This window comes from Microvirga lotononidis (assembly GCF_034627025.1).
GTDB classification, from domain to species: Bacteria; Pseudomonadota; Alphaproteobacteria; order Rhizobiales; family Beijerinckiaceae; genus Microvirga; species Microvirga lotononidis.
In genome coordinates this window covers 539,259-562,939 of record NZ_CP141048.1, presented here as the reverse complement: position 1 = coordinate 562,939, position 23,681 = coordinate 539,259, and the positions used below count along the sequence as shown (strand labels likewise).

The following is a 23,681-nucleotide window of genomic DNA, read 5'->3' as shown; positions in this document are numbered from 1 at the left end:
CGAGGGTGCCGATTGTTCAAACCCAGGATCGAACCGGTTCCTCGTGACCGGCTTCCGCTGACCTCCGCTCAAGGTTCCGCCACATTCACCCATGCTGTCCTCGCGCCACAGGCGTCGCGAACCTCTTATCCTGGGCCGCCGCCGACACTCGGCCTGATATTCTGGTTCAGGTAGAACACGTTCGCCGGGTCGTACTTGTTCTTGAGGTCCACGAGCCTTTGATAGTTCGGGCCATATGCCGCCTTCACCCGGTCATGGCCTTCATCTCCCAGATTGTTCACATAGACGGCCCCGGTCGAGTATGGCCGCATGGCGGCCCACACTTCGCGCGCCCAGCCGATGTTTTCCTCGTCTCGGGCCGGATCGTCCCAGATGGCGATGGGGAAGCAGTCGAACTCTGCGCTCCGGCATGCATAGGCCGTGTCCGAGACGGGGACGCGGGAAATGGCTCCGCCGACCTGCTGAAGCACCAGCAATGCGTTGTCGTTTGGCGCCTTCCTGTAGACATCGAGGAGAACGCCGATCGCGTCATCGCTGAGCTCGCGCATGAACTGCGCTTTCCACGAGTAGCGGCGGCCCCGCGGAAACAGGGCGTCACCGGACGACTGCACCTCAAGGTAAGGCACTTTCCCGAGGCGCTCGCTCATCGCCTTGCCACGGGCATAGGCGAGCAGAGGTGCGATCGCCGCCTTGGACTCGGCCGGTGAGCCGGAATGAAAGATCGAGATCGAGAACATCCGCTCTCCGGCGGAGGTGACGAGCGCAGCGTCCAGGCTGAGTTCATCGGGCGCCTTCGTGGCGAATTCCCGATAAAACTTCAGCGCATCCTGCGCCTCTGCTTCCCGGAAAGTCACGCTACCTGCGATGACCTCTGTGCCGATCGGGTGGAGCCGATACTCAAAACTGGTCACGATGCCGAAATTTCCGCCGCCGCCGCGCAGGCCCCAGAAAAGGTCCGGATTCTCGGCGCTGCTGACATGCAGCGTCCTCCCGTCGGCCGTCACGACTTCCGCCGACAGAAGATTGTCGCAAGCGAGGCCGAAGCGCCGCCCGAGCTTCCCGAAGCCGCCGCCCAGCGTCAGTCCGGCAATACCCGTGTCGCCGTTTACACCCATCGTCGTTGCCAGACCGCAAACCTGCGTAGAGCCGTCGAACTCGGCGAGGGTCAGTCCGGCCTCGACCCAGGCGACGCGCCGCTCATCGTCCACCACCCTGTTCTTCATACGGGACAGGTCGATGACGAGGCCACCTGCGGAGACTGAGTTCCCGGCTACGTTGTGGCCGCCGCTTCGCACCGAAAGCGGCATGCCATTGTCCCGTGCGAAGGACAGGGCCGCGACGACATCCTGCACGCCGGCGCAATAGACGATGGCCGCCGGGTGCTTGTCGACGAGGCCGTTCCATACCCGCCGCGCCCGTTCGAAGCTCGGGTCACTCGGCAGAACCAACTCGCCTCGCAGGGCGCGGCGGAGCGGGATGAGGTTCTGGTCGCTCATCTCCGGACTCGGGGTCAGAGTGGTGGTTTCCAGCGGCATGCCGTTTCTCCCCTCCAAGGCTTCGCGCAGCGTCTCACAGGAGGAGAGCGCTGACAAAATCGAAGAAATCAGGTGATGGATGAATTCAATTCATCTACAATCCGCCTATGAAGAAGCTGCCGCCGCTCAACGCATTGCGGGCATTCGAAAGTGCCGCCAGGCACTTGAGCTTTCGGCTTGCCGCTGCGGAGCTCGGGGTTACGCCGACAGCGATCAGCCATCAGATCCGACTTCTGGAAGAAAGCTGCGGCCAGTCCTTGTTTCGGCGAAGGCCGCGCCCGCTCCGCCTCACGGCCGCTGGCGAAATGCTCTTCCCCGTCCTCCGCAACGGGTTCGACTCGTTCGCAGCGGCACTCGCAAGCCTGCCCGGTGACTTGACGGGGCAGACGCTGCGCGTCACGACGCCGAATGCCTTCGCCAGCCGGTGGCTGGTACCGCGTCTCCCGAAATGGCGAGAGATCCAACCTCAGATTACCCTTGAGGTGATCGGGACAGACCGGGTCTTGAACCTCGCAAGCGGTGAAGCCGATGTGGCGATCCGCTATGCGCGGCATGTCCCCTCCGAGCACGTTTCACATGAATTGTTTCGTGACGCCTACTTCCCGGTTTGTCGGCCCGAACTGCTTCCCGAAGGTAAGTCTCTGACTGAGCTGGAGGACTTGTGCCGATTGCCGCGTATTCATTACGACTGGATGAAGATGGATGCCGAAAGTCCGACTTGGCGGCGCTGGTGGAGGGTCGCGCGCGATCAGAATTCCAATTTGCCTCGCGACGCCGAGACCTGCCAGGCCAGCTTTCGCGAGGAGGCGCATGCGATTGCAGCTGTGTTGGCGGGGCAAGGCGTCGCCATCTGCAGCGACATCATCCTGGCACCGGAGCTCGAGCGAGGCGAGTTGGTAAAAGCACATCGGCTCTCGCTTCCCGGGTTGAGCTACTACCTGATCCATAGGCCCGAACATCGCCAGAAAGCCGTGATTGCGCAGTTTGCCAATTGGCTGCGCTCCGCGATCTGAAGGAACCCTGCGGCTCACCGTACGCCTCATGACGCCTGGGCCGAGTGCCATTTGGGCCGCTCCGCGTCCCTGGAGGCGGGTTCAACGATAGAAATGCTTGATCCAGGTTCCGCCTTGCCCCGAGCGTCCGGCAGGTACCGTCCTGTGGTATGATGATGGCAAATCAGCCTTGGGAGATGTGGATATGCCCAAGATGAGAGCTGCCATTTTCGTCGAGCCCGGCCGCATTGTCCTCGATGAAAAGCCGATCCCGAATATCGGACCGCTCGATGCCCTCGTCCGCATCTCCACCACGACGATCTGCGGCACGGACATCCACATCCTCAAGGGCGAGTATCCGGTGGCCCCGGGGCTCACCATCGGGCACGAGCCGGTCGGCATCATCGAGAAGCTCGGCTCGGCCGTGCAGGGCTACCGCGAGGGCCAGCGGGTTATCGCCGGCGCCATCACGCCGAGCGGGTACAGCGAGGCCTGCCTGTGCGGGTGCCACTCGCAGGACGGAGCCGGCACCAAGCATGGCTGGAAGGCCATGGGCGGCTGGAAGTTCGGCAACACCATCGACGGTTGTCAGGCCGAGTACCTGCGGGTACCGGACGCCATGGCGAACCTCGCCCCGGTGCCGGACGGCCTGACGGACGAACAGGTGCTCATGTGCCCGGACATCCTGTCGACCGGGTTTTCCGGCGCGGAGAGCGGACGCATCCGGATTGGCGACACGGTGGCCGTATTCGCGCAGGGCCCCATCGGGCTCTGCGCCACGGCTGGGGCAAAGCTGATGGGTGCAACCACCATCATTGCCGTCGAGAGCCTACCGGAGCGGATCGACATGTCGCGCCGGATGGGAGCGGACCACGTGATCGATTTCACGAAAGCCGATCCGGTCGAGGAGATCAGGCGTCTCACCGACGGGCGCGGCGTCGACGTCTCCATCGAGGCGCTCGGGCGTCAGCAGACCTTCGAGGCGGCGCTTCGTGTGCTCCGTCCCGGCGGAACCCTGTCGTCGCTCGGCGTCTACTCGGGGGATCTCAGGATCCCTCTCGACGGCTTCCTGGCCGGGCTGGGGGATTACACGATCCGGACGACGCTCTGCCCGGGCGGCAAGGAGCGGATGCGTCGTCTGATCAGCGCGATTGCCTCGGGGCGCGTCGACACGCGTCCTCTCGTGACGCACCGCTTCAAGCTCGACCAGATCGAGGAGGCCTATGACCTGTTCTCCCATCAGCGCGACGGCGTGCTGAAGGTGGCGATCGCGCCATGACTCGCCGCCATGACAGCATCTATCCCGGCTGGATTGCTCCAGATCAAGGCAAGATCCCTGTCCTGATCGCATGATGGCCACCAACGGCTGCGGCATGAGCCGTGTTCGAGTTGATGGAGGAACGAGGCGATGATCAAAGACATCATGGTGCATCTCGATGGCAGTGCCGAGGACGAGATCCGGTTGGAATACGGGCAGGCGATTGCGGCGGCAGGGCAGGCCCACCTGATCGGGATATTCACCAACCTGCTGTCGGACATCACCATTCCGATTCCAATGGATGGGGGTGGAGCGGTCGTACAGGTCCTCGCGGAGCTCGATGAGCGTGCCCGCCGCGAGGGGGACGTGACGGCTAAGCGCCTGACGGAGCGGATGGCCAGCCTTCAGCTGCCCAATGAGTTCCGTCGGCTCGACGAGACTTATGGCGTCTTGTCCGCCAAGGTCGCGGAACTGGCACGGTGTGCCGATGTCTTCATCGCCACGCGGCCCCACCGCAAGCCCGACATGACCGATTGGTCGGATCTCGTGGAGGCCGTGCTTTTCGGCAGCGGCCGCGCGCTCCTGCTCGTCCCGCCCGGCCGTCATCGGCAGGGGCCGATCCGGACCGTTCTTGTGGCCTGGAACGGCAGCCGCGAGGCGGCCCGTGCCCTGCGTGAAGGATTGAGCTTCATCGACCAGGCGGCTCGCACCATCGTCCTCGTCGTCGATCCTCCGGAGGATATGGAATCATGGAACGAGGTGGAACGTCATCTCGCACGCCATGACATAGTCCCGGAATTGATCTCGACCGAAAGCGGGAACCGCGGCATCGGCGAGGCCATCCTGGAGGAGGCAAGCCGCCTGTCCGCCGACCTCATCATCATGGGCGGGTACGGCCATGCCCGCTTGAGAGAGCAGGTTTTCGGAGGTGCGACACGGGACGTGCTCCAAACCGCGGCAAGCCCGCTGCTGATCGCGCATTGATAGAGCCGTGTAGCGCTCGCCCCAGGCCGGCGGATGTTTGCAGATCCGCAGGGATCATCGATCCGCACCGTGAATGGACCTGACGATGCGTGGTTTCGAGAAATCCAGCCTGCCAGGCTTCTCCGGGCTTGCCCGAGAGGCGAGCCTCCCATCCTTGCGGGATCTTCACAGGCTCCTCCGCCCCACGCTGGTCATGGTACCCGCTGTCGGCCTCGTGCTGGGTTTCGGGATACGGATCGCCGGGAGCGGGGAGACAGCCGGAACGGTCTGGGCCATCGCGATCCTCCCGGTTCTCGCTGCATTGCTGATCGAGATCGTCGCCAGTCTGCGGCGCGGCGATGTCGGCCTGGACATTGTCGCTGCTCTCTCCATGGCCGGAGCGCTTGTGTTCGGAGAGCATCTCGCCGCCGTCGTCGTGGCCTTGATGTATGCCGGCGGGCAGTACCTCGAGAGTTTCGCCGAGCGTCGCGCCAACCGCGAGATGACGGCGCTCCTTGCGCGCGTGCCGCGTGTGGCCCTCCGGCACAGCAATGGCAGGCTCGAGGAAGTCGCTCTCGATGCCGTCGCACCCGGCGATCGCCTGCTCGTACGGCAGGGCGATGTGGTTCCCGTCGACGGTTTCGTGGACAACGGGGTCGCCGTCCTCGACCAATCGGCGCTGACGGGCGAGGTGATTCCTGTCCGGAAGAAAGCGGGCGAGCAGGTCATGAGTGGGGTAACGAATGCCGGGGATGCCTTCGACCTGGTGGCCACGCGCCGCGCGGCCGAGAGCACCTATGCCGGTGTCGTGCGCCTGATCGAGGCCGCCCAGAGCGCGAAGGCACCGATGGCCCGCTTGGCGGACCGGTATGCCATGGCATTCCTGGCCTTGACGATCGGACTCGCCGGCGGCGCCTGGCTGTGGAGCGGCGATCCGATCAGGGGGTTGGCCGTCCTCGTCATCGCAACCCCGTGTCCTCTCATTCTCGCCGTTCCCGTGGCGATCGTCTCGGGGGTGTCGCAGGCCGCGAAGACCGGTGTGCTGGTGAAGGGCGGAAGGGCCTTGGAGGGGCTCACGCGTGTCACAGGCTTGGTCATCGACAAGACCGGAACACTCACGCACGGACAGGCGCAGCTCGTCGAGATTCTCCCCGTCTCGGACATGCCATCCGACAGGCTCCTCCAGCTTGCGGCATCCCTCGATCAGGCGTCGAAGCACGTCATCGCCCATGCGCTCGTGGCGGAAGCGCGAGAGCGCAGGCTCGATCTCCTGCCGCCGACCGAGGTCGTGGAGATCGCCGGGGAGGGGCTGGAAGGGGTCGTCGATGGCCGACACATCTCCGTAGGCGGTGTTCGGTACGTCTCGCAACGTGTCCCCAGGATAGCCCAAATGGTCTCCGAGAACCGCTGGCCTGCCGGAGCCGTCGTCGTGGCCGTATCGGTCGACGGCCAGGGGGCCGGGTTCCTGATCCTGGCCGATCCCCTGCGGATGGAATCCGCCCGGGTGGTCGACAGCCTCCGCCGACTCGGAATCGCCCGGATCGTCCTCGCAACGGGGGATCGCCGGGAGGTGGCCCAGGCGGTCACGGTCGGGTTGCACCTCGACGAGGTTCACGCCGAGCTCACGCCGGACCAGAAAATCGCCATGGTGCAGGACGAGAAGCGATATGGGCCCGTCATGATGATCGGTGACGGCGTCAATGATGCGCCGGCCCTTGCTGCGGCCGACGTCGGCGTCGCCATGGGTGCGAGGGGCGCGACCGCTTCCGCCGAAGCGGCCGACGTGGTTCTCCTCGTCGACCAGCTCGACAGGCTTCCTGCCGCCATTCTCATAGCGCGCCGGTCCCGCCGTATCGCAGTTCAAAGCGTCTATGCCGGAATCGGTCTTTCCGTGATCGGCATGATCGTTGCCGGACTGGGCTACATAACCCCCGTTCAGGGTGCCCTGATCCAGGAAGCTATTGATGTCGCGGTGATCCTCAATGCCCTGCGGGCCCTCTGGGGACCAGAACCGTCGCGGTCGTAATCAGCGGGTTTTTCAAGGTGCAGTGCTCAAAGCCAGATCATAGAGCGTTCTATCTGACGACGAGAACGGGAATCTTCGAATGTGCGAGCACCTTCATGGTCTCGCTGCCCAGGAGCATGGCCGAGACGCCGCCGCGTCCATGCGAGGCCATGACGATCATGTCGCAGCGCTTGTCTTCCGCCGTGCGGATGATCGCCTGGTAGGGTGCGTCGTCCTCCACGTGAATCGTCGTGGCTTCGACGCCGAGATTGTGCGCCATGTCGGAAGATTCCGACAGAGTGCGTTCAGCCAGCTTTCGCATATGGGCGCGGAACGAAGACGGTGTCTCCTCCACCTGATCGGCTTCGAGCGCGAACACATGGAACCGTTCGGTCACCGTCAGGAGAATGACCGCGGCACCCAGCGATTTGGCAAGATTGGTTCCGTGCTCGACCGCCCGAGCCGCAAGGGACGACCCGTCCGTTGCAATCAGAATCTTCTTGTACATGCAACCCTCCTCCATGAAAGCACGCCAGAGTGCCGATCCTCTCTCGTCAGTAGGAGAGGAACAGAGGCGCCGGAGCGTTCTTGAGCAGTGACTGGGTCGTGCCGCCGAGCACCATCTCGCGGAGGCGCGAATGCACATAGGCGCCCATCACGATCATGTCGGCGCGCGTCAGGTGAGCGTGCGTACGCAAGGTTTCTGCCACGTCGCCCTTAACGACCGGAAGCGACAGGACGCTCACGGCGACACCGTGGCGGGCGAGATGCGGGGCGATCTCCGCGCCCGGCACCGTATGCGCCAGGCTCTTCTCCCCTGTGACGCTGATCACTTCGACCTGTGAGGCAGCCCGCAGGAACGGCAGGGCATCGTTGAGGGCGCGCGCTGCCTTGGCGCTGCCATCCCACGCCACGATGATCCGCTCCCCCGCAAACGCCTCCCGCCCCTCCGGCACGACGATGAGCGGGCGTCCGCTTTCCATCAAGACGGCTTCGATCAATCCCCGGTCGACGGCAAGGGAAATCGGCTCGAGGTCGAGAATGGTCAGGTCGTGGGTGCGGGCCAGGGAGGTGAAACTCCGAAGGAGTTCCGGATAGGCAAGCTGCGGCGCCTGCGTGATGCAGGCGATACCCGAGGCCGCGGCAGCTCGTTGTGAGGCTTCCGCAGCCGACTGGGCAAGAGCGTTCAGCCGGCGATTCTCAGCGGATACGAGTTCTTCTGCAAAGGCGCTGGCGAAGGCATGTGTCAGAGTGACTTTCAGGGAAGCCGCCTGAACGGTGACATGGGCATTGGCCTGCCGCGCGAGCGCAAGTCCGTAGGGCAGGGCCGAGGAACGTTCCTCAGCGTCTCCTTCTTCCGTAATCCCGATCAGGATGCTGCGAATGTTCTGGATCATGAAAACCTCTCTTTGAGCGTTTTGTTCTGCGGCTGAAGTTCATGGCATCCGTTGTCGACCTCTTCAGGGGGTCAGGACCGCGGCCCCTTGGAGCCGGCCCGACCGGAGATCGTCCAGGGCCTCGTTGGCGGCTTCCAGCGGATAGCGCGTCGTCTGGGTTCTGATGCGGGCCTCCGGGACGATCGCCAGGAAGTCCTGAGCGTCCTGTCGGGTGAGGTTGGCGATGGAGCGGATCTGTCGCTCCTCCCAGAGAATCCGATATGGAAATTGCGGGATGTCGCTCATGTGGATGCCGCCGCAGACGACGCGCCCGCCCTTCCTCACGGTGCGTAGGGCAACAGGCACGAGTTCGCCCACAGGCGCGAAGATGATCGCCGCATCGAGACGCTCGGGAGGCTCCTGATCGGAGCCACCGGCCCAGACGGCGCCAAGTGACCTGGCGAAATCCTGAGTCGCAGGATCGTGAGGGCGCGTGAAGGCGAAGACGTTGCGTCCTTGCCAGGCGCAGACCTGAGCGATGATATGAGCCGCGGCACCGAACCCGAAGATGCCGATCGTCTTGCCCGGTCCTGCGGCCACCAGAGAACGCCAGCCGATCAAACCGGCGCAGAGGAGGGGTGCCAGCGCGGCGGGATCGTCGTCCTCGGGCAGACTAAACGCATAAGCTTCGTCGGCGATCGCATGGGACGCGAAGCCGCCGTCCCGCGTGTATCCCGTGAACAGCGGTTCGTCGCACAGGTTCTCTTGTCCGGCGATGCAGTAAGAGCAATGTCCGCAGGTATGGCCGAGCCATGGAATGCCGACGCGCTCGCCCAATGCGCGGCTGCGGATTCCAGGACCGAGCGCGTCCACCCGTCCGACGATCTCGTGCCCTGGAATGACGGGAAGCTTGGGATGCGGCAGATCGCCATCGAGCAAATGGAGGTCGGTCCGGCATACCGCGCAGGCCTCCACCGCAATGCGGATCTCGCCTGCTCCAGGTGCGGGGACCGGGCGCTCCTCCATGACCAGAGGCTTGCGCATCGCGTGGAGGACCATGGCCTTCATGGCAGTGCTCAATGAAACGCCGCCTTTGGCGGCATAGGAAATCATCGTCGTTGTGCGCGCGAGGGGCATTGACCAAGATCAAAGGGGACCGTTTGAGCCTGTCCGGAGGCTCCTGGCTGGTGGCTCACCATGAATCGTTGTTGCAGCGGCTTCGCGGTTGCCGATCCCTCTGTCGGAGCGCGGGAGTGAATTCCTTGGTTCACAATGGTTTCTACATGCGTTAGGGCATTGGCGGCACGCCTCGCCTTCGAAGGCCGCTCTTGGCCGCCGATGCGCCCGGAGCATCGTGCAAGCTCGGCCGGAGCTCGCGCGATTCTCGAAGATCCCTCCCGAGCCGGCCGATCGACAGCATCTCACCATGGACACGACTTCACCCCGGACTTCGCCTGCGGCAGGCATCACCGACGGCCTGCCCAATCCCGAGCGGCTGCTGGCCTTTCTCGCCATTGCCATCGCTCTCACCATGGCGGTTCTGGATAGCGCGATCGTCAACGTGGCCCTTCCGGTCATGGCCCGCGAACTCCAGGTGGATCCGGCCACGACCGTCTGGGCGGTCAACGCCTATCAGCTGGCCATCACCGTTTCCCTTCTCCCTCTGGCCTCCCTCGGCGACTCCCTGGGCTACCGCCGGATCTATTGGGCCGGACTCCTGGTGTTCACCCTGTCCTCGCTGGGCTGTGCCCTTGCCGGGTCATTCCCGATGCTGATCGCCGCGCGCGTCCTTCAGGGTTTCGGTGCGGCCGGAATCATGAGCGTCAACATTGCCCTTGTGCGCTTCATCTATCCCTCGAAGCTCCTGGGCCGGGGCGTCGGGAACACCGCCCTCGTGGTCGCCATCTCGTCGGCCGCAGGTCCTACGGTGGCGGCGGCCATCCTGTCGGTTGCGTCCTGGTCCTGGCTCTTCCTGATCAACGTGCCCCTCGGCATCTTCGCGCTCATCGTGGCGGCCCGGACTCTGCCCGATACGCCCCGTTCGGCCCGGCGGCTCGACGGATGGAGCGTCGGTCTGAACGCTCTGACCTTCGGGCTCCTGATCACCGGGATCGACGCCCTCAGCACCGGCAGCTTCACGTATCCATTCATCGCCATCGCCGGCGCGGTCGTAGCGGGGTTCGTCTTCGTGCGCTATCAGCTGTCGCTGGCAATGCCGCTGCTGCCCCTGGATCTCCTGCGATTGCCCGTCTTTGCCCTGTCGATGATGACGTCGATCTGCTCGTTCGCCACGCAGGCGCTCGCCACGCTCGCGCTTCCGTTCTACTTCCATGACGAGCTGGGCCGGAGCGTTGCCGAGACTGGCATGCTCATGACGCCCTGGCCCCTGGCGATTGCCGTGGCGGCTCCCATCGCCGGCCGCTTGGCCGATCGCTTCTCACCCGGCCTGCTGGGCGGGCTCGGGCTTGCCACTCTCTCGGGGGGCTTGGCTCTCGTCGCCATGCTGCCGGACAATCCGTCAACCGCGGACATCATTTGGCGGCTGACGATCTGCGGCCTGGGATTCGGTCTGTTCCAATCTCCCAACAACAAGGCCATCATCACCAGCGCGCCGCCGGAGCGCAGCGGCGGGGCGAGCGGGATGCAGTCGTCCGCTCGACTGGTCGGACAATCCCTCGGAGCGGCCATGGCGGCGGTTCTCTTCGGACTGGTTTCCGGCAGCCCGACGACGATCATCCTATGGCTGGGAGCATGCCTGTCGCTGATCGGCTGCGTGACGAGCAGCCTGCGCATTCTCAGGGGAGGCCGGCCCTCCGGCCGATAAGGGGTGCCGGCGGAGCTTCCTAGCTTTGCCGCTTTTCGGGGCTGACATGGCCGAGATCCGCGGGCGTATCGATGTCCTGAAGGATGGCCGGATCGTCGACCGGGCATTCCAGTACGTCGGATCGTCCGCGCAGGATTGGTCCAGCGCCGCTATCGCCTGAAAGCTGCTCGATCTGGCCTGCGAGTTTGCGCGAGAGGATGACCGGATTGCCACGCCGACCGTTGAGGGTGGGAACCAGCGCCATCGGCTCGCCGGCTCGCTGCCATTCGTGCACGAGGGTGTCGATCAGGCTGGACTTGATGCAGGGCATGTCGCCGAGGAGAATGACGGCGGCCCGAGCCTCGGACGGGAGGGCCGCGAATCCTGCCTTGAGCGACGTCGAAAGCCCGTGCGCGAAGGCATCGTTCCGGATGATGTGGATTGGAAGACCTGCCAACGCGCCTTCCACCTCGGAAGCGTGGTGGCCTGTGACCGCGATCACGGGTTCGGCCAATGACTCTAAGGCGGCGCTCGCCACGTGGTGCACCAAGGGCCTGCCATCCATTCGAGCCAGCAGTTTCGGGTTCGGCCCGAAGCGTGTGCCTCGCCCGGCGGCGAGGATGATAGCCGCAACATCGCTCATCAGGCGATTTGGTCTCAAGCTCGGCGTTCCGTCAACTGGAGCCCGGGCAGGCGCAGCGATCCGCCACGCCATTGGCAAGCGCATTCATGCTTGGCTGAGGCATCTTTCGGGCACGATGTCCGATTTGCAATTCGGAGGCATCCTGGTGGTAATCTGTCGGCCGAGACCTGGAGGCCGCGATGACTGGACGAGCCGACATCCGTAAAAATCCTGTGCGCGGGCTTGTTTGTCCCAACGCCGAGAAGTCCATATCCCTGGCGCTGCAGGGCGGTGGCGCACATGGTGCCTTTACCTGGGGCGTGCTCGATTACCTGCTTGAGGATGGACGGCTGATGATCGAGGCGATCACCGGTGCCAGCGCCGGATCGATGAACGCGGTCGTCCTTTTCGAGGGATGGCTCGAGGGAGGCCGTGACGGTGCACGGGAGCAGTTGCGCAAGTTCTGGAAGCGCGTGAGTCTCGATGGTGTGCTCTCGCCGGTCCAGCGAACGCTCTTCGACCGCATGTTGAGCTATTGGAGCATGAACGGCTCTTCGAACCTCTGGTTCGATGCCTGGTCCCGGGTTGCGAGCCCCTATGATCTGAATCCTCTCGACATCAATCCCCTGCGCGATGCTCTCAACAGTCTGATCAATTTCGAACGGGTGCGTGCCTGCAAGGATGCGAAGCTGTTCATCGCGGCGACAAGCGTTTGGTCCGGCAAGATCAGGGTCTTCAACGGTCCTGAGCTGACGGTGGATCATGTCCTGGCGTCGGCTTGCCTGCCAATGCTCTTCAAAGCCGTGGAAATCGACGGCGAACCGTACTGGGACGGAGGCTACACCGGAAACCCAGCCTTGTTTCCGCTGTTCTACGAAACACAGACGGACGATATCCTACTGGTGCAGATCAACCCGATCGAGCGCCGGTCGACTCCGCGAAGCGTGCAGGAAATCCAGAACCGGCTGACCGAGATTACGTTCAATGCCAATCTTTTGCAGCAGTTCAGGGCGATCGAGTTCGTGACGCGCCTGATCGACGAGGGAAAGCTCTCTGCTGACGATTACAAGCGGGTCTTCATGCACCGGATCCACGGCGGAGAGAAGCTCGACGAGTTCACGGCGGCGTCGCGCCTTAGCGCTCAATGGAGTTTCTTCAAGGAGTTGAAGAATCTCGGCAGGAATGCGGCTCGTACATGGCTGAGGGAGAATTATCAGTTCATCGGGAAGAAAGGCACTCTCGATCTCCGAAATGCCTACACCTAACGGGTTCAGGGCTGCGGGAAGCTTCTTATGATCGTTGCGCTGAAGCGTCTCGCAATCGAAGCGCCCTGGCAGAGTCGTTCGTTAGGGGATCGTGGATCGTCTCGACGGAATTGTATCTGAGTTGCATATCTTGTCAGAGCATCAGCAATGCGCAATATTGCGTTGCAATAAGAACAAAAGCCCTTCTGCGTGCCTCTGCGCATGGGTCGTCAAGCTGGAATTCGGAGGCATAGTGCTGCGTTCATCATGCCGATCAGGAGGTTACGCATGCGCTTTCCTCGGTCCGTGTTGTTTTCCAGCGTTCTGCTGTCATGGTTTCCAGTAGCGAGCTTGGCCATGGCGCAAGGCGGCCCCGCGCCACCCCCACCCGTGACTGTCGCGAAACCCATCGTGAAGGACATCGTCGAGCAGGACGATTTCATTGGACGTTTCGAGGCGATCGATCAGGTCGACATTCGTGCACGGGTCTCCGGCTATCTCGATAAGGTCCATTTCCAGGACGGAACCTTCGTCAAAGCGGGTGACCCTCTTTTCACCATCGACCCACGGCCCTATCGCAATGCTCTTGAACAGGCGCAATCGGCCGTCACGTCCTCCCAGGTCCGTCTGGAATTCGCCCAGAGCGACCTCGATCGTGCCGAGCAGCTGCGGAAGACTGGAAACATCACCGACCAGCTCTACGATCAGCGCCGTCAGTCCTTCCTGACGTCGAAGGCAGAATTGGATCGCGCTCAGGCAGCCCTTCGACAAGCCCAGCTCGATGTCGAGTTCACGGAGATCAAGTCTCCCTTGTCAGGGCGCATCTCGCGAAAGCTCGTTTCCGAGGGCAATCTGGTCAATGCCAACGATACGATCCTGACGAATGTGCTCTCGCTCGACCCGATTCAGTTCTACTTCGATGTCGACGAGCGCTCGTTCCTGGCCTTTTCCAGGCAGTCCCGTGGAGGGACGAATAGCTCCGCCAACGGAGAGACCAACGAGGTCGTGCTCAGATTGACGGACGAGCGTCTGGAGCCGCGCAAGGGGCATCTCGATTTCGTCGACAACCGGCTGGATTCGGCAAGCGGAACGATCCGCGTGCGTGCGGTGTTCGAGAACAAGGATCGCTTTCTGACCCCGGGCCTGTTCGGCCGCGTGACGATCGGCGCGTCGGACCCGTACCGAGGAATCCTCTTGCCCGACGAGGCCATCGGCAGCGATCAGGACAGGCGGGTCGTCTATGTGCTCGGCGAGAACAATACCGTCAATCTCAAGCCCGTTCGCATCGGTCCACGGATCGATGGCTACAGGGTGATCCGTGACGGACTGGCCGGCAACGAGACGGTGGTCGTGAACGGCCTCGTTCGCGTCAGGCCAGGCGCGCCGGTGACGCCTCAGATGACCACGCTCCCGCCAGTGCGGGAACGAAACGGAAGCTGATCCCACGCGAGGAGGGTGCTTCCATGCGCTTTGCCCATTTCTTCGTCGATCGCCCCATCTTCGCGACGGTCCTGTCGGCGCTCTTCCTGATCATCGGGGGGATTGCCTATTCGACCCTGCCGGTGGCGCAATACCCGGATATCGCGCCGCCCACCGTGGTGGTCAGAGCCAATTACCCGGGAGCCGATGCGCAGACGGTCGCGGCCACGGTCGCGACGCCACTGGAGCAGCAGATCAACGGTGTCGAGGACATGCTCTATATGTCCTCCTACTCCACCGGCGACGGCGCCATGGCGCTGACGATCACGTTCAAGCTCGGCACCGATCTCGACAAGGCTCAGGTGCTCGTTCAGAACAGGGTGGCGATCGCGACTCCGCGCCTGCCTGAGGAGGTGCGTCGTCTCGGCGTGACCACGCTCAAGAGCTCTCCCGACCTGATGATGGTCGTGCATATGCTCTCGCCTGACGGATCCTACGATCAGCTCTACGTCTCCAACTATGCCCGCAACTATGTGCGCGACATTCTGCTGCGTCTCGACGGCGTCGGCGATCTCATCATCTTCGGCGAGCGGCAATATTCCCTGCGCGTCTGGCTCGATCCCGAGAAGCTTGCTTCGTACGGCCTGACATCGAGCGAAGTAGTGCGTGCCATTCAGGAACAGAACGTCCAGGTCTCAGGCGGCGCTCTGGGGCAGGAGCCGACACCGATGGATGCGGCGTTTCAGCTCACGGTGACGACGCAGGGCCGCTTCGAGGATCCGCGCCAGTTCCGTCAGATCATCGTCCAAGCCACGCCGCAGGGACGCCTCGTGCGGCTGCAGGATGTGGCCCGCATCGAGCTTGGTGCGCAGGATTACGTGACGAACTCATACCTGAACGGCAATCCCGCGGTCGCATTGGCGATCTTCCAGCGGCCCGGAACCAATGCCCTGGCTGCGTCGGCGCAGATCACGCGGACCATGGAAGAGCTCAAAGGCAACTTCCCTCCGGGCATCGCCTATCAGATCGTCTACAATCCCACCGAATTCATCTCCGAGAGCGTGAACGAGGTCTACAAGACGTTGTTCGAAGCCACGGCGCTCGTCGTAATCGTGGTCTTCGTGTTCCTGCAGAGCTGGCGGACGGCGATCATCCCCATCGTGGCGATTCCGGTCTCCCTGATCGGAACTTTCGCCTTCATGGCGGCCCTCGGCTTCTCGATCAACACGCTGACCCTCTTCGGCATGGTCCTGGCGATCGGCATCGTGGTGGACGACGCCATCGTCGTTGTGGAGAACGTGGAGCGCAACATCGCGCTCGGAATGACCCCGCGCGATGCCGCGCACACCACCATGGACGAGGTCGGAACCGCGCTCGTGGCCATCGCGCTGGTCCTCGTCGCGGTCTTCGTGCCTACGGCCTTCATCCCCGGCATTTCCGGCCAGTTCTACCGGCAGTTCGCTCTGACCATCGCCGTGTCGACGGTGATCTCGGCCTTCAACTCCCTGACGCTTTCGCCGGCCCTGGCCGCCTTCCTGCTGAAGCCGCACAGCCACGAGCATTCGCGGAACCCGGTCGCGCGCTTCGGGCGTACATTGGCCAACGGCTTCAACCGGGGTTTCGACGCCACGTCCAACGGCTATGCGAGGGCGGTCGGAACCCTGGCACGGCACAAGCTCATCGTGCTGCCGGTCTATGTCGGTCTCCTGGCCGGGACATTATGGGCCGCAAATCACGTGCCGCGCGGCTTCATCCCGACGCTCGACCAAGGCTATGCCATCGTCGTGATCCAGTTGCCGGACGGAGCGTCGCTGGCGCGCACCGATGCGGTGGTGCAGCGGGCATCCAGGATCATGCAGGAGACCCCAGGCGTCAAGAACGCGGTGGCCTTTGCGGGGTTTTCGGGCGCCACCTTCACCAACGCGACCAATGCCGCGGCGATCTTTGCCGGATTCAAGCCGTTCGACGAACGGATCAAGGCGGGGGAAACCGGACCGAAGATCATCGCCGATCTTTTCGCGCGCATGCAGCAGATCGAGGAAGCGTTCATCATCGCCATCCCGCCGCCGCCCGTCCGAGGCCTCGGAAATTCGGGGGGCTTCAAGATTCAGATCCAGAACCGCACCGGCGACGATGTGCGCGGCATTCTGGCGGTGGCCTATCAGCTGATGGGGCAGGCGCGGCAGAACCCAAATCTGGCCGGCGTCTTCACGACGTTCTCGGCCAATTCGCCGCAGGTCTATCTGGAGATCGACCGCCAGAAGGCGAGCATCCTGAACGTTCCGATCCCGAACATCTTCGAGACGCTTCGCATCAATCTCGGCACAGCCTATGTGAATGACTTCAATGCCTTCGGCCGGGTCTACCAGGTTCGCGCGCAAGCCGATCAGCGCTTCCGGATAGACCAGGATGACATCAATCGGCTTCGAGTCCGCTCGTCCACAGGCGCTCTCGTGCCCTTGGGCACCCTCGTCGAGATGCGGGAGGTCTCGGGCGCGGACCTGATCCAGCGATACAACATGTTCACATCGGTGGCCCTGCAGGGCAATGCGGGGCCCGGCGTGTCTTCGGGCACTGCGCTCGATGCCATGGAGGCCCTGGTTCGGCAGAATCTTTCTCCGGGAATGGGTTTCGAGTGGACCGAGCTGGCGTTCCAGGAGCGGCAGACCGGCAACACGGCGGTGTTCATCTTCGCTTTGTCCGTGCTCTTCGTGTTCCTTGTGTTGGCAGCCCAGTATGAGAGCTGGTCGCTGCCCATCGCCATCATCCTGATCGTGCCGATGAGCGTTCTCTCGGCGCTGATCGGCGTCATGATCAGAGGCCAGGACAACAACATCCTGACACAGATCGGCCTCGTGGTTCTCGTCGGTCTGGCGGCGAAGAACGCGATCCTCATCGTGGAATTCGCGAGGCAGGCCGAGTTCGACGGGAAGACACCGGTGGAGGCCGTCATCGAAGCGTGCCGGCTGCGCCTGCGGCCGATCCTCATGACGGCTTTCGCCTTCATTCTCGGCGTTCTGCCGCTCGCAGTCGCGACCGGGCCCGGTGCCGAGATGCGCCGATCCCTCGGCACGGCCGTGTTCTCCGGTATGCTCGGCGTGACCGTGTTCGGCCTGTTTCTGACGCCTGTCTTCTATGTCGCGGTTCGGCTCGTGGTGCTGCGCCTCTTCAAGCGTGCCGCCCCGAAGCGAGCCGGCTCCTTGGGAACTCAGGCATCCCCGGCCGAATAGGCGCGGGGCTGCTGGTTCACATGAAAGCTGTTCGACTCTACCCGGTGCCCCATATGCTGGCATGGAACGTCGAACGCCCAGACATCGTGAAGAGAGCCCCATGGAAGCAGCCCAGGCAGCAGACATCGCAAAATGGGTCACCGAAGCCGGATTGTCCGGCACGTCGGAACTTGAGCTCCTGCAAGGCTTCTGCTCCCGCTTGACGGAGGCGGGGCTTCCTGTTTCCCGCGTGAACATCGTGATCGACACGCTGCACCCGATTCACGAGGGGCGGGTTTTTCGCTGGCGTCGCGACGACCAGGACGGTCTCGATCCGGTCATCGAGTATGGCCGTACCAACGTTGAGGGACAGGCGGCGGAAAACTGGCGCCGGAGCACCTATTATCACCTGTGGGCGACCGGAGAGGATTTCCTGCGTCGACGGATCGGTCCCGGACATATCGAGGACTTCTCGGTTCTTGCGGATCTTCGTGCTGAAGAGCAGACGGATTATCTGGCTCTGATCCACCGTTTCGAAGCCGAAGGCGCCATCGGCGAGATGGACTCCTTCTATTCCTCCTGGACGAGCGATGCGCCTTCCGGCTTCAGCGAGGAAGAGATCGCGCTCCTGCGCGAACTGGCGTCGCCCCTGATGCTGGCGATGAAATGCGCTTCGCTCGCGCGCATCGCGAAAACCCTTGTCGAGACCTATCTCGGCCGCGATGCCGGACGACTCGTTCTCAGTGGCCGGATCGCCCGTGGCGTCACGGATCGGATCCAAGCGGTCCTGTGGTTCAGCGACCTGCACGGCTTCACCCACATCACGGAAACGGCGGATCCGGAGCAGATCATCCCGTTCCTGAACGATTACTCGGAAGCGATTATCTCATCCATCTACGACGCGGGCGGCGATGTCCTGAAACTCATCGGAGACGGAGCGCTCGCGATCTTCAAGGAGGAGGTTCCAGGCCAAGCCTGCCGTTGCGCGCTCAAAGCCCAGCGATTGATGCAGTCTCGGATTCGAGTGCTGAACGACGAGCGCCTGTCGTGCAACCTGCCGGTCACCTCGGCCTATCTCGGACTGCATATCGGCGAGGTGTTCTACGGGAATATCGGCAGCCAGGACCGCCTCGACTTCACGGTGGTCGGACCGGCCGTGAACGAGGTGAGCCGGATCGGCGCCTTGTGCCGCTCCGTCGAGAGGGATGTTCTCGTGTCGTCCGCCTTCTTCTCGGCGGCGTCGGAGGATGATCGGGAATGTCTGGTATCGGTCGGCCGTTATGCCCTGAGAGGCGTGGCCAGGCCGCAGGAGCTGTTCACGCTCGATCCCGCATGGGTGGAAAAATGAGAGATGCGGGCGGACCCGGAAGAGGTCCGTTCGTCCGCTCGCAATTTCTGTCGCAGCTTACTCGGATCGGGTTGTCTTCGTCCTGCGCTCCACGGGCGTGATCGTCACGGTGCGCATTTCGCCCTTCTTGAGCAGGACGAGTTCGACGACGCGCCCGATCCGCTCCCCGTTCAGCAGGCGTACGAGATCATCGACCCCGCCGACGGGCTCGCCGTCGAGCGAAAGGATGACGTCCCCCTGTTCCAGGTGCGCCTGGTCGGCAGGGCTGTTCGGCTCAACGGCGGCGATGACCACGCCGAATGTTCCGGCAAGACCGGCCGCATAGCTGACGCGCCGCGGCAAGGGCACCGTCTGCCCCGCGATTCCTATGGAAGCGCGGCGGACGCGGCCGTGGCGGATCAGTTCCGACACGACGAAATTCGCCGTGTTGCTGGCGACGGCAAAGCAGATGCCCTGGGCCCCCATGATGACGGCGGTGTTGATGCCAATCACCTCGCCGGAGGTCGCAACGAGCGGTCCTCCTGAATTGCCCGGGTTCAGGGCGGCATCCGTTTGGATCACGTCGTCAATGAGTCGTCCGGATTTCGCCCGCAGGCTCCGTCCGAGGGCCGAGACCACGCCCGCCGTGACGGTCGATTCGAAGCCCAGGGGATTGCCGATGGCGACGGCGATCTGGCCGCGCTTCAGTCGCTTGGAATCGCCCAGGGTGGCGAAGGGAAGCCTGTCTCCACTGGCGCGCAGCAGGGCAAGATCCGTGTCGGGATCATCCCCGATGACTCGGGCCGCGATGGTGCGCCCGTCCGAACCGGTGAGCTTCGCCTCCCGACCCCCTTGCATGACATGGCTGTTGGTGAGCAGGAGTCCGTCGGGCGAGATGAGGACACCGGAACCCATTCCTGCCGGTCGGCCGGATACCTGCGGCTCGACCCGCATGACCGAGGGGCCGATGCGGTCCACTACGCTTGATACGGCGTGGGAATAGGCATCGAGCAGCACTCCCTCATCGGGAGACCCGGGCGTCGGCTGCGATGAGGAAGAAGAGGCAGTGTCGTGAAGAAGATAGGCTGGAGTGCGGTCGAGCATTGAGGCCTCCAATGATAACGCTATTTCACATCATGTGGTCATTCGGACCGCCGACACCAAGGGCAGGATCACAACAGAATGAGGCCGAGGCGGACGGCTTGAGCGACCGCATCCGTCCTCCCGGTCGCATCGAGTTTCGCAGCGATCGAGGCGACGTGGAACTTCGCCGTGTGGAATGAAATCCCAAGTCTGCGCGCGATAAGCTTGTTCGAGGCACCTTCCGCCAGAAGCTTCAGAACGTCCAGCTCGCGCGCAGTGAGCAGATCGTCTCGTGACGGGGTTTGGCCGCTCCCGATCCCGCTTCGTGGCAGGATGGCAAAGCCTCTTTTGACGATGTCCAGCGCCAGCAGCAGATCCGGGGCGGCGATATGGCGGGAGAGAACCCCGCTCGCCCCGGCCTTGAGCATCTCGATTCCGTTCACCTCATCACCCAGAAGGATCGTCGGCGCCGTTCCCGAGAACGGCAGATGGTCCGTGATGACGAGGTCGGGGTTAACCGGGTGCAGGACATCGATGCCGGTTTCGTCGGCCAGGATCGTGGCAATGCGGTCGAGCAAGCTCGCATCGTCGATGTGAAGTGCCACCCTGTGCAAGGTCTCACCCTAAAGCATTGGACCCGAAATTCGCTACTGAGGTGCTGGGCGCTCCCTGATCTCTACGGCAAGAGTGATATGCTCACCCGCTCTCAGGATTCCTAGATCGACCGCCTGACCCACGCTCTCGGGCCCCAGGAGCCGGAAGACCCGGCGGACGGATGGAAGGGTGTCATTGTTCCAGCGGACGAGAATATCGCCCTGGCGAATGCCAGCGCTTTGCCCTGGCCCGTCCTGGTCCAAGCTGACGACGATCAGGCCTCTCGGCTCGCTCAACCCCGCCGTGTCGGCTGCGGCTTGGTCGATACGGATTGGCTGGAGCCCGAGGCCCAGATAGCCGCGAGCGACGCGACCTTTCTCAAGCAATTGAGGAGCGACGCGCTCGATGGTCTCCGACGGGATGACGAGGGCGCGCCGCCGCGGGCCGAACACCGCCATTCCGAGGACTTTTCCGCTCGTGTCGAGGGCAACCCCTCCTTCGGATTGAAAGTCGAGCCTGAGATCGAGATGGATCCTGCGGTCGATATGGCCTCCGCGCAGACTCTTCCACGCCGCGCCTGTGAGGGACACGATACCCAGCGCCGCGCTCGGTCCCTCTAGCTGCCGCCCCGCCGCGAGAACAAGATGGCCGGCGCGAAGGCCATCCGTCGGGCTGAAGGCGATTTCGTCCGACGGCTCTTCTTCGGTGCGGAGAAGGGCGATATCCGTGCTCGGATCGCGGCCGACGAGGCTTGCCGTGACTTTGCTTCCATCGGGACGCATGACTGTGATGTCGTCATCCGCCTCCAGCGCTTCCTCCGCCGTGATGACGAGGCCGGGGCGCCAGAGAAAGCCGCTCGACGTTCCACGTCGGCGACCGTGAATCGTCACGAGTCGTGGCGCGATACCATCGAGCAGACCAGAGACATGGTTCGAGATCAGATTGAGGGAGAAACCGGAGACTGGATCTGGCATGACAAACCCTTTCGGTCATCGTCCTGGCGATCCTGTCGGCAAACGTCTTTTTCCGATACTGGCCGGGCGGCTAGGTGATGTGGCTGCCCTCCACATGAAAAAGGCCCCGCCTTTGGGCGGGGCCTCTCAGGGTCAGCTGCGCTTCGGCGGTGACGCGGGCCAACTCTTGATGAGCGTGTCGTAGTCCACCGTCTCGCCTTTGGGCTTCTCGTTGGCAAGTTTACGCTGAGGTGCGATGGTACCGGAGCTTTCAGCCTTCTTGAACCACTCCTCGGCGGAGGTCTTCGGGTTCAGCTTCGGGCCGCATTCGCCCTGTACGTTGGCACGCTCCAAACGGCCGAGCACCTCGTCCTGCGCATTGGCAAGCGAGGTCATCGCTTCCTGCGGGGTCTTCGCGCCCGAGGCCGCATCGCCGATGTTCTGCCACCAGAGCTGGGCGAGCTTCGGATAATCCGGCACGTTGTTGCCGGTCGGGGTCCATTGCACGCGGGCGGGAGAGCGATAGAACTCGATCAACCCGCCAAGCTTGGGCGCCCGCTCGGTGAAGCTCTTGTCCCAGATGTCGCTCTCTCGGATGAAGGTGAGGCCCACATGGCTCTTCTTCAGCGAGACCGTCTTCGACGTGACGAACTGCGCATAGAGCCAGGCCGCCTTGCGCCGGTCGACGGGCGTGGACTTCAGCAACGTCCACGAGCCGGCGTCCTGATAGCCGAGCTTCATGCCGTCCTTCCAGTACGATCCGTGCGGGGAGGGCGCCATGCGCCATTTCGGCGTCCCGTCCGCATTCACCACGGGAAGACCGGGCTTGACCATGTCGGCCGTGAAGGCGGTGTACCAGAAGATCTGCTGGGCGATGTTGCCCTGTGCGGGCACCGGACCCGATTCGGAGAAGTTCATGCCGGCCGCCTGGGGCGGAGCATACTTCTTCATCCACTCGAGATACTTGGCGATGGCGTAAACGGCCGCGGGTCCGTTGGTGTCGCCGCCGCGCTCGATGGAGGAGCCGACGGGGCGGCAGCCTTCCATGCGGATGCCCCATTCGTCCACCGGCAATCCGTTCGGAATGCCCTTGTCGCCGTTGCCGGCCATGGACAGCCAGGCATCGGTGAAGCGCCAGCCCAGGGACGGGTCCTTCTTGCCGTAATCCATGTGGCCATAGACCTTGACGCCGTCGATCTCCTTCACGTCGTTGGTGAAGAACTCGGCGATGTCCTCATAGGCCGACCAGTTCACCGGCACGCCGAGATCATAGCCGTACTTGGCCTTGAACTTTTCCTTGAACTCCGGGCGCTGGAACCAGTCGTAGCGGAACCAGTACACGTTGGCGAATTGCTGGTCCGGCAGCTGATACATCTTGCCGTCGGGCGCCGTCGTGAAGGACCTGCCGATGAAATCGGCAACATCGAGAGTGGGGGACGTCACGTCCTTGCCGTCGCCCGCCATCCAGTCGTCGAGCGGAATGGCCTGCTTATAGCGGAAGTGAGTGCCGATGAGATCCGAATCGTTGACCCAGGCATCGTAGATGTTGCGTCCGGACTGCATCTGCGTCTGGATCTTCTCCACGACGTCGCCTTCCTGGATCAGATCATGATTGATCTTGATGCCAGTGATCTCCGTGAAGGCTTTGGCGAGCGTCTTCGCCTCGTATTCATGGGTCGTGATGGTCTCGGAAACCACGTTGATCTCCTGGCCCACGAACGGCTTGGCCGCATTCACGAACCATTCCATCTCCTTCATCTGCTCATCCTTGGAGAGGGTGGAGGGCTGGAATTCGCTGTCGATCCAGCGGCGTGCTTCTTCCATGCCTGCGAGAGCAGCGCTTGAGCCTAGCGCCATCGCGAGGATGCTTGTCGAGACGAGCAGTTTCAAATGCCGGTGTGGTTGGGTGAGCTTCATTCGTTCCTCCCAAGTAATGCCCTGGCCGGCTTATCCGCTGGTCTTGATCCTTCCGGTCCGGGCAAACCGGAGGGTTTTGTTGAGCCATCCCTCCTAGACGTAGCGAAACACGGCTGCTGCGTAGAGCAGGGACAGGCCGGATGCCCACCACAGGTCCGGGCCGATAAGGCCCAGCCATGCGAGGTGGATGAACGCCGCACCGAGAAGCGAGATGAAGAGGCGGTCGCCGCGCGTCGTCGGGATGCGCAGCGCGCCGATACGTTCCGTCTCAGAACGCTGGATCGCCAGCAGGGTCATGACGAGCAGAAGGCTGGCGATGCCGGCAAAGAAGAGGCCCGTCTGCCACGTCCAGGCCATCCAGGCGAGATCAGGCATGGCACT

General features: G+C 63.2%; 19 protein-coding genes. 9 read left to right on the top strand and 10 right to left on the bottom strand.

Annotated elements, in window-relative coordinates; all coding sequences use genetic code 11:
* Window positions 1-125: 125 nt before the first annotated feature.
* A complete protein-coding gene (locus U0023_RS02465; RefSeq protein ID WP_009763934.1) occupies window positions 126-1,535 on the bottom strand; it encodes an FAD-binding oxidoreductase in 1,410 nt (469 codons plus the stop codon).
* 107 nt (window positions 1,536-1,642) lie between these two features.
* Here U0023_RS02465 and U0023_RS02460 point away from each other — a divergent pair, with 107 nt between their 5' ends.
* The 4 genes from U0023_RS02460 to U0023_RS02445 all read left to right on the top strand — a co-directional run bounded on the left by U0023_RS02460 (window position 1,643) and on the right by U0023_RS02445 (window position 6,774).
* On the top strand, window positions 1,643-2,548 hold the full coding sequence (locus U0023_RS02460) for a LysR substrate-binding domain-containing protein (RefSeq protein WP_009763935.1): 906 nt from the start codon (window positions 1,643-1,645) through the stop codon (window positions 2,546-2,548).
* A gap of 184 nt (window positions 2,549-2,732) precedes the next feature.
* Complete coding sequence (locus U0023_RS02455) at window positions 2,733-3,806, top strand: NAD(P)-dependent alcohol dehydrogenase (protein ID WP_009763936.1); 1,074 nt, start codon at window positions 2,733-2,735, stop codon at window positions 3,804-3,806.
* A 129-nt stretch (window positions 3,807-3,935) separates the two neighbouring features.
* Window positions 3,936-4,769, top strand: coding sequence for a universal stress protein (locus U0023_RS02450; protein ID WP_009763937.1), 834 nt, complete (start codon window positions 3,936-3,938; stop codon window positions 4,767-4,769).
* 85 nt (window positions 4,770-4,854) lie between these two features.
* A complete protein-coding gene (locus U0023_RS02445) occupies window positions 4,855-6,774 on the top strand; it encodes a heavy metal translocating P-type ATPase (protein WP_009763938.1) in 1,920 nt (639 codons plus the stop codon).
* A 49-nt stretch (window positions 6,775-6,823) separates the two neighbouring features.
* On the opposite strand, the gene U0023_RS02440 is transcribed toward U0023_RS02445, so the two are convergent.
* From U0023_RS02440 to U0023_RS02430, 3 genes are all read right to left on the bottom strand, one after another.
* On the bottom strand, window positions 6,824-7,261 hold the full coding sequence (locus U0023_RS02440) for a universal stress protein (RefSeq protein ID WP_009763939.1): 438 nt from the start codon (window positions 7,259-7,261) through the stop codon (window positions 6,824-6,826).
* A gap of 46 nt (window positions 7,262-7,307) precedes the next feature.
* Window positions 7,308-8,150: a universal stress protein gene (locus tag U0023_RS02435; RefSeq protein WP_009763940.1), complete on the bottom strand. Its 843-nt coding sequence runs from the start codon at window positions 8,148-8,150 to the stop codon at window positions 7,308-7,310.
* 63 nt (window positions 8,151-8,213) lie between these two features.
* On the bottom strand, window positions 8,214-9,197 hold the full coding sequence (locus U0023_RS02430) for a zinc-dependent alcohol dehydrogenase family protein (RefSeq protein ID WP_040639098.1): 984 nt from the start codon (window positions 9,195-9,197) through the stop codon (window positions 8,214-8,216).
* Window positions 9,198-9,555: 358 nt separating this feature from the next.
* Between U0023_RS02430 and U0023_RS02425 the strand changes: the two genes are divergently transcribed.
* The gene (locus U0023_RS02425; protein ID WP_009763942.1) at window positions 9,556-10,953 is read left to right on the top strand and encodes an MFS transporter; all 1,398 of its coding nucleotides are present in this window, start codon (window positions 9,556-9,558) and stop codon (window positions 10,951-10,953) included.
* Window positions 10,954-10,972: 19 nt separating this feature from the next.
* Here the strand turns inward: U0023_RS02425 and U0023_RS02420 are convergent, their stop codons facing one another.
* Complete coding sequence (locus U0023_RS02420; protein WP_009763943.1) at window positions 10,973-11,575, bottom strand: nucleotidyltransferase family protein; 603 nt, start codon at window positions 11,573-11,575, stop codon at window positions 10,973-10,975.
* A gap of 179 nt (window positions 11,576-11,754) precedes the next feature.
* On the opposite strand from U0023_RS02420, the gene U0023_RS02415 reads away from it, so the two are divergent.
* The 4 genes from U0023_RS02415 (at window position 11,755) to U0023_RS02400 (ending at window position 18,774) form a co-directional block, all read left to right on the top strand.
* Window positions 11,755-12,819 (top strand): patatin-like phospholipase family protein, encoded by a 1,065-nt coding sequence (locus U0023_RS02415; protein ID WP_009763944.1) that lies wholly within the window; start codon window positions 11,755-11,757, stop codon window positions 12,817-12,819.
* Window positions 12,820-13,086: 267 nt separating this feature from the next.
* The gene (locus tag U0023_RS02410; RefSeq protein ID WP_009763945.1) at window positions 13,087-14,238 is read left to right on the top strand and encodes an efflux RND transporter periplasmic adaptor subunit; all 1,152 of its coding nucleotides are present in this window, start codon (window positions 13,087-13,089) and stop codon (window positions 14,236-14,238) included.
* A gap of 23 nt (window positions 14,239-14,261) precedes the next feature.
* Window positions 14,262-17,447: an efflux RND transporter permease subunit gene (locus U0023_RS02405; protein ID WP_009763946.1), complete on the top strand. Its 3,186-nt coding sequence runs from the start codon at window positions 14,262-14,264 to the stop codon at window positions 17,445-17,447.
* 100 nt (window positions 17,448-17,547) lie between these two features.
* A complete protein-coding gene (locus U0023_RS02400; protein ID WP_009763947.1) occupies window positions 17,548-18,774 on the top strand; it encodes an adenylate/guanylate cyclase domain-containing protein in 1,227 nt (408 codons plus the stop codon).
* Between the two features lie 57 nt (window positions 18,775-18,831).
* On the opposite strand, the gene U0023_RS02395 is transcribed toward U0023_RS02400, so the two are convergent.
* The 5 genes from U0023_RS02395 to U0023_RS02375 all read right to left on the bottom strand — a co-directional run bounded on the left by U0023_RS02395 (window position 18,832) and on the right by U0023_RS02375 (window position 23,675).
* Window positions 18,832-19,857: a S1C family serine protease gene (locus U0023_RS02395; RefSeq protein WP_009763948.1), complete on the bottom strand. Its 1,026-nt coding sequence runs from the start codon at window positions 19,855-19,857 to the stop codon at window positions 18,832-18,834.
* A 68-nt stretch (window positions 19,858-19,925) separates the two neighbouring features.
* Window positions 19,926-20,264, bottom strand: coding sequence for a helix-turn-helix transcriptional regulator (locus U0023_RS35500; RefSeq protein WP_083861479.1), 339 nt, complete (start codon window positions 20,262-20,264; stop codon window positions 19,926-19,928).
* A 219-nt stretch (window positions 20,265-20,483) separates the two neighbouring features.
* Window positions 20,484-21,404, bottom strand: coding sequence for a S1C family serine protease (locus U0023_RS02385; protein WP_009763950.1), 921 nt, complete (start codon window positions 21,402-21,404; stop codon window positions 20,484-20,486).
* 132 nt (window positions 21,405-21,536) lie between these two features.
* Entirely contained in the window at window positions 21,537-23,300 is a 1,764-nt protein-coding gene (locus U0023_RS02380) for an ABC transporter substrate-binding protein (protein ID WP_009763951.1), read from the bottom strand.
* Between the two features lie 93 nt (window positions 23,301-23,393).
* Window positions 23,394-23,675, bottom strand: coding sequence for a DUF2160 domain-containing protein (locus U0023_RS02375; protein ID WP_009763952.1), 282 nt, complete (start codon window positions 23,673-23,675; stop codon window positions 23,394-23,396).
* Window positions 23,676-23,681: the final 6 nt, after the last annotated feature.

What these genes read in the sequence shown, in the direction of transcription:
- U0023_RS02465 (WP_009763934.1), bottom strand. Translation starts at nt 1,535, where the DNA reads ATGCCGCTGGAAACCACCACTCTGACCCCGAGTCCGGAGATGAGCGAC.
- U0023_RS02460 (WP_009763935.1), top strand. Translation starts at nt 1,643, where the DNA reads ATGAAGAAGCTGCCGCCGCTCAACGCATTGCGGGCATTCGAAAGTGCC.
- U0023_RS02455 (WP_009763936.1), top strand. Translation starts at nt 2,733, where the DNA reads ATGCCCAAGATGAGAGCTGCCATTTTCGTCGAGCCCGGCCGCATTGTC.
- U0023_RS02450 (WP_009763937.1), top strand. Translation starts at nt 3,936, where the DNA reads ATGATCAAAGACATCATGGTGCATCTCGATGGCAGTGCCGAGGACGAG.
- U0023_RS02445 (WP_009763938.1), top strand. Translation starts at nt 4,855, where the DNA reads ATGCGTGGTTTCGAGAAATCCAGCCTGCCAGGCTTCTCCGGGCTTGCC.
- U0023_RS02440 (WP_009763939.1), bottom strand. Translation starts at nt 7,261, where the DNA reads ATGTACAAGAAGATTCTGATTGCAACGGACGGGTCGTCCCTTGCGGCT.
- U0023_RS02435 (WP_009763940.1), bottom strand. Translation starts at nt 8,150, where the DNA reads ATGATCCAGAACATTCGCAGCATCCTGATCGGGATTACGGAAGAAGGA.
- U0023_RS02430 (WP_040639098.1), bottom strand. Translation starts at nt 9,197, where the DNA reads ATGAAGGCCATGGTCCTCCACGCGATGCGCAAGCCTCTGGTCATGGAG.
- U0023_RS02425 (WP_009763942.1), top strand. Translation starts at nt 9,556, where the DNA reads ATGGACACGACTTCACCCCGGACTTCGCCTGCGGCAGGCATCACCGAC.
- U0023_RS02420 (WP_009763943.1), bottom strand. Translation starts at nt 11,575, where the DNA reads ATGAGCGATGTTGCGGCTATCATCCTCGCCGCCGGGCGAGGCACACGC.
- U0023_RS02415 (WP_009763944.1), top strand. Translation starts at nt 11,755, where the DNA reads ATGACTGGACGAGCCGACATCCGTAAAAATCCTGTGCGCGGGCTTGTT.
- U0023_RS02410 (WP_009763945.1), top strand. Translation starts at nt 13,087, where the DNA reads ATGCGCTTTCCTCGGTCCGTGTTGTTTTCCAGCGTTCTGCTGTCATGG.
- U0023_RS02405 (WP_009763946.1), top strand. Translation starts at nt 14,262, where the DNA reads ATGCGCTTTGCCCATTTCTTCGTCGATCGCCCCATCTTCGCGACGGTC.
- U0023_RS02400 (WP_009763947.1), top strand. Translation starts at nt 17,548, where the DNA reads ATGGAAGCAGCCCAGGCAGCAGACATCGCAAAATGGGTCACCGAAGCC.
- U0023_RS02395 (WP_009763948.1), bottom strand. Translation starts at nt 19,857, where the DNA reads ATGCTCGACCGCACTCCAGCCTATCTTCTTCACGACACTGCCTCTTCT.
- U0023_RS35500 (WP_083861479.1), bottom strand. Translation starts at nt 20,264, where the DNA reads ATGCTCAAGGCCGGGGCGAGCGGGGTTCTCTCCCGCCATATCGCCGCC.
- U0023_RS02385 (WP_009763950.1), bottom strand. Translation starts at nt 21,404, where the DNA reads ATGCCAGATCCAGTCTCCGGTTTCTCCCTCAATCTGATCTCGAACCAT.
- U0023_RS02380 (WP_009763951.1), bottom strand. Translation starts at nt 23,300, where the DNA reads ATGAAGCTCACCCAACCACACCGGCATTTGAAACTGCTCGTCTCGACA.
- U0023_RS02375 (WP_009763952.1), bottom strand. Translation starts at nt 23,675, where the DNA reads ATGCCTGATCTCGCCTGGATGGCCTGGACGTGGCAGACGGGCCTCTTC.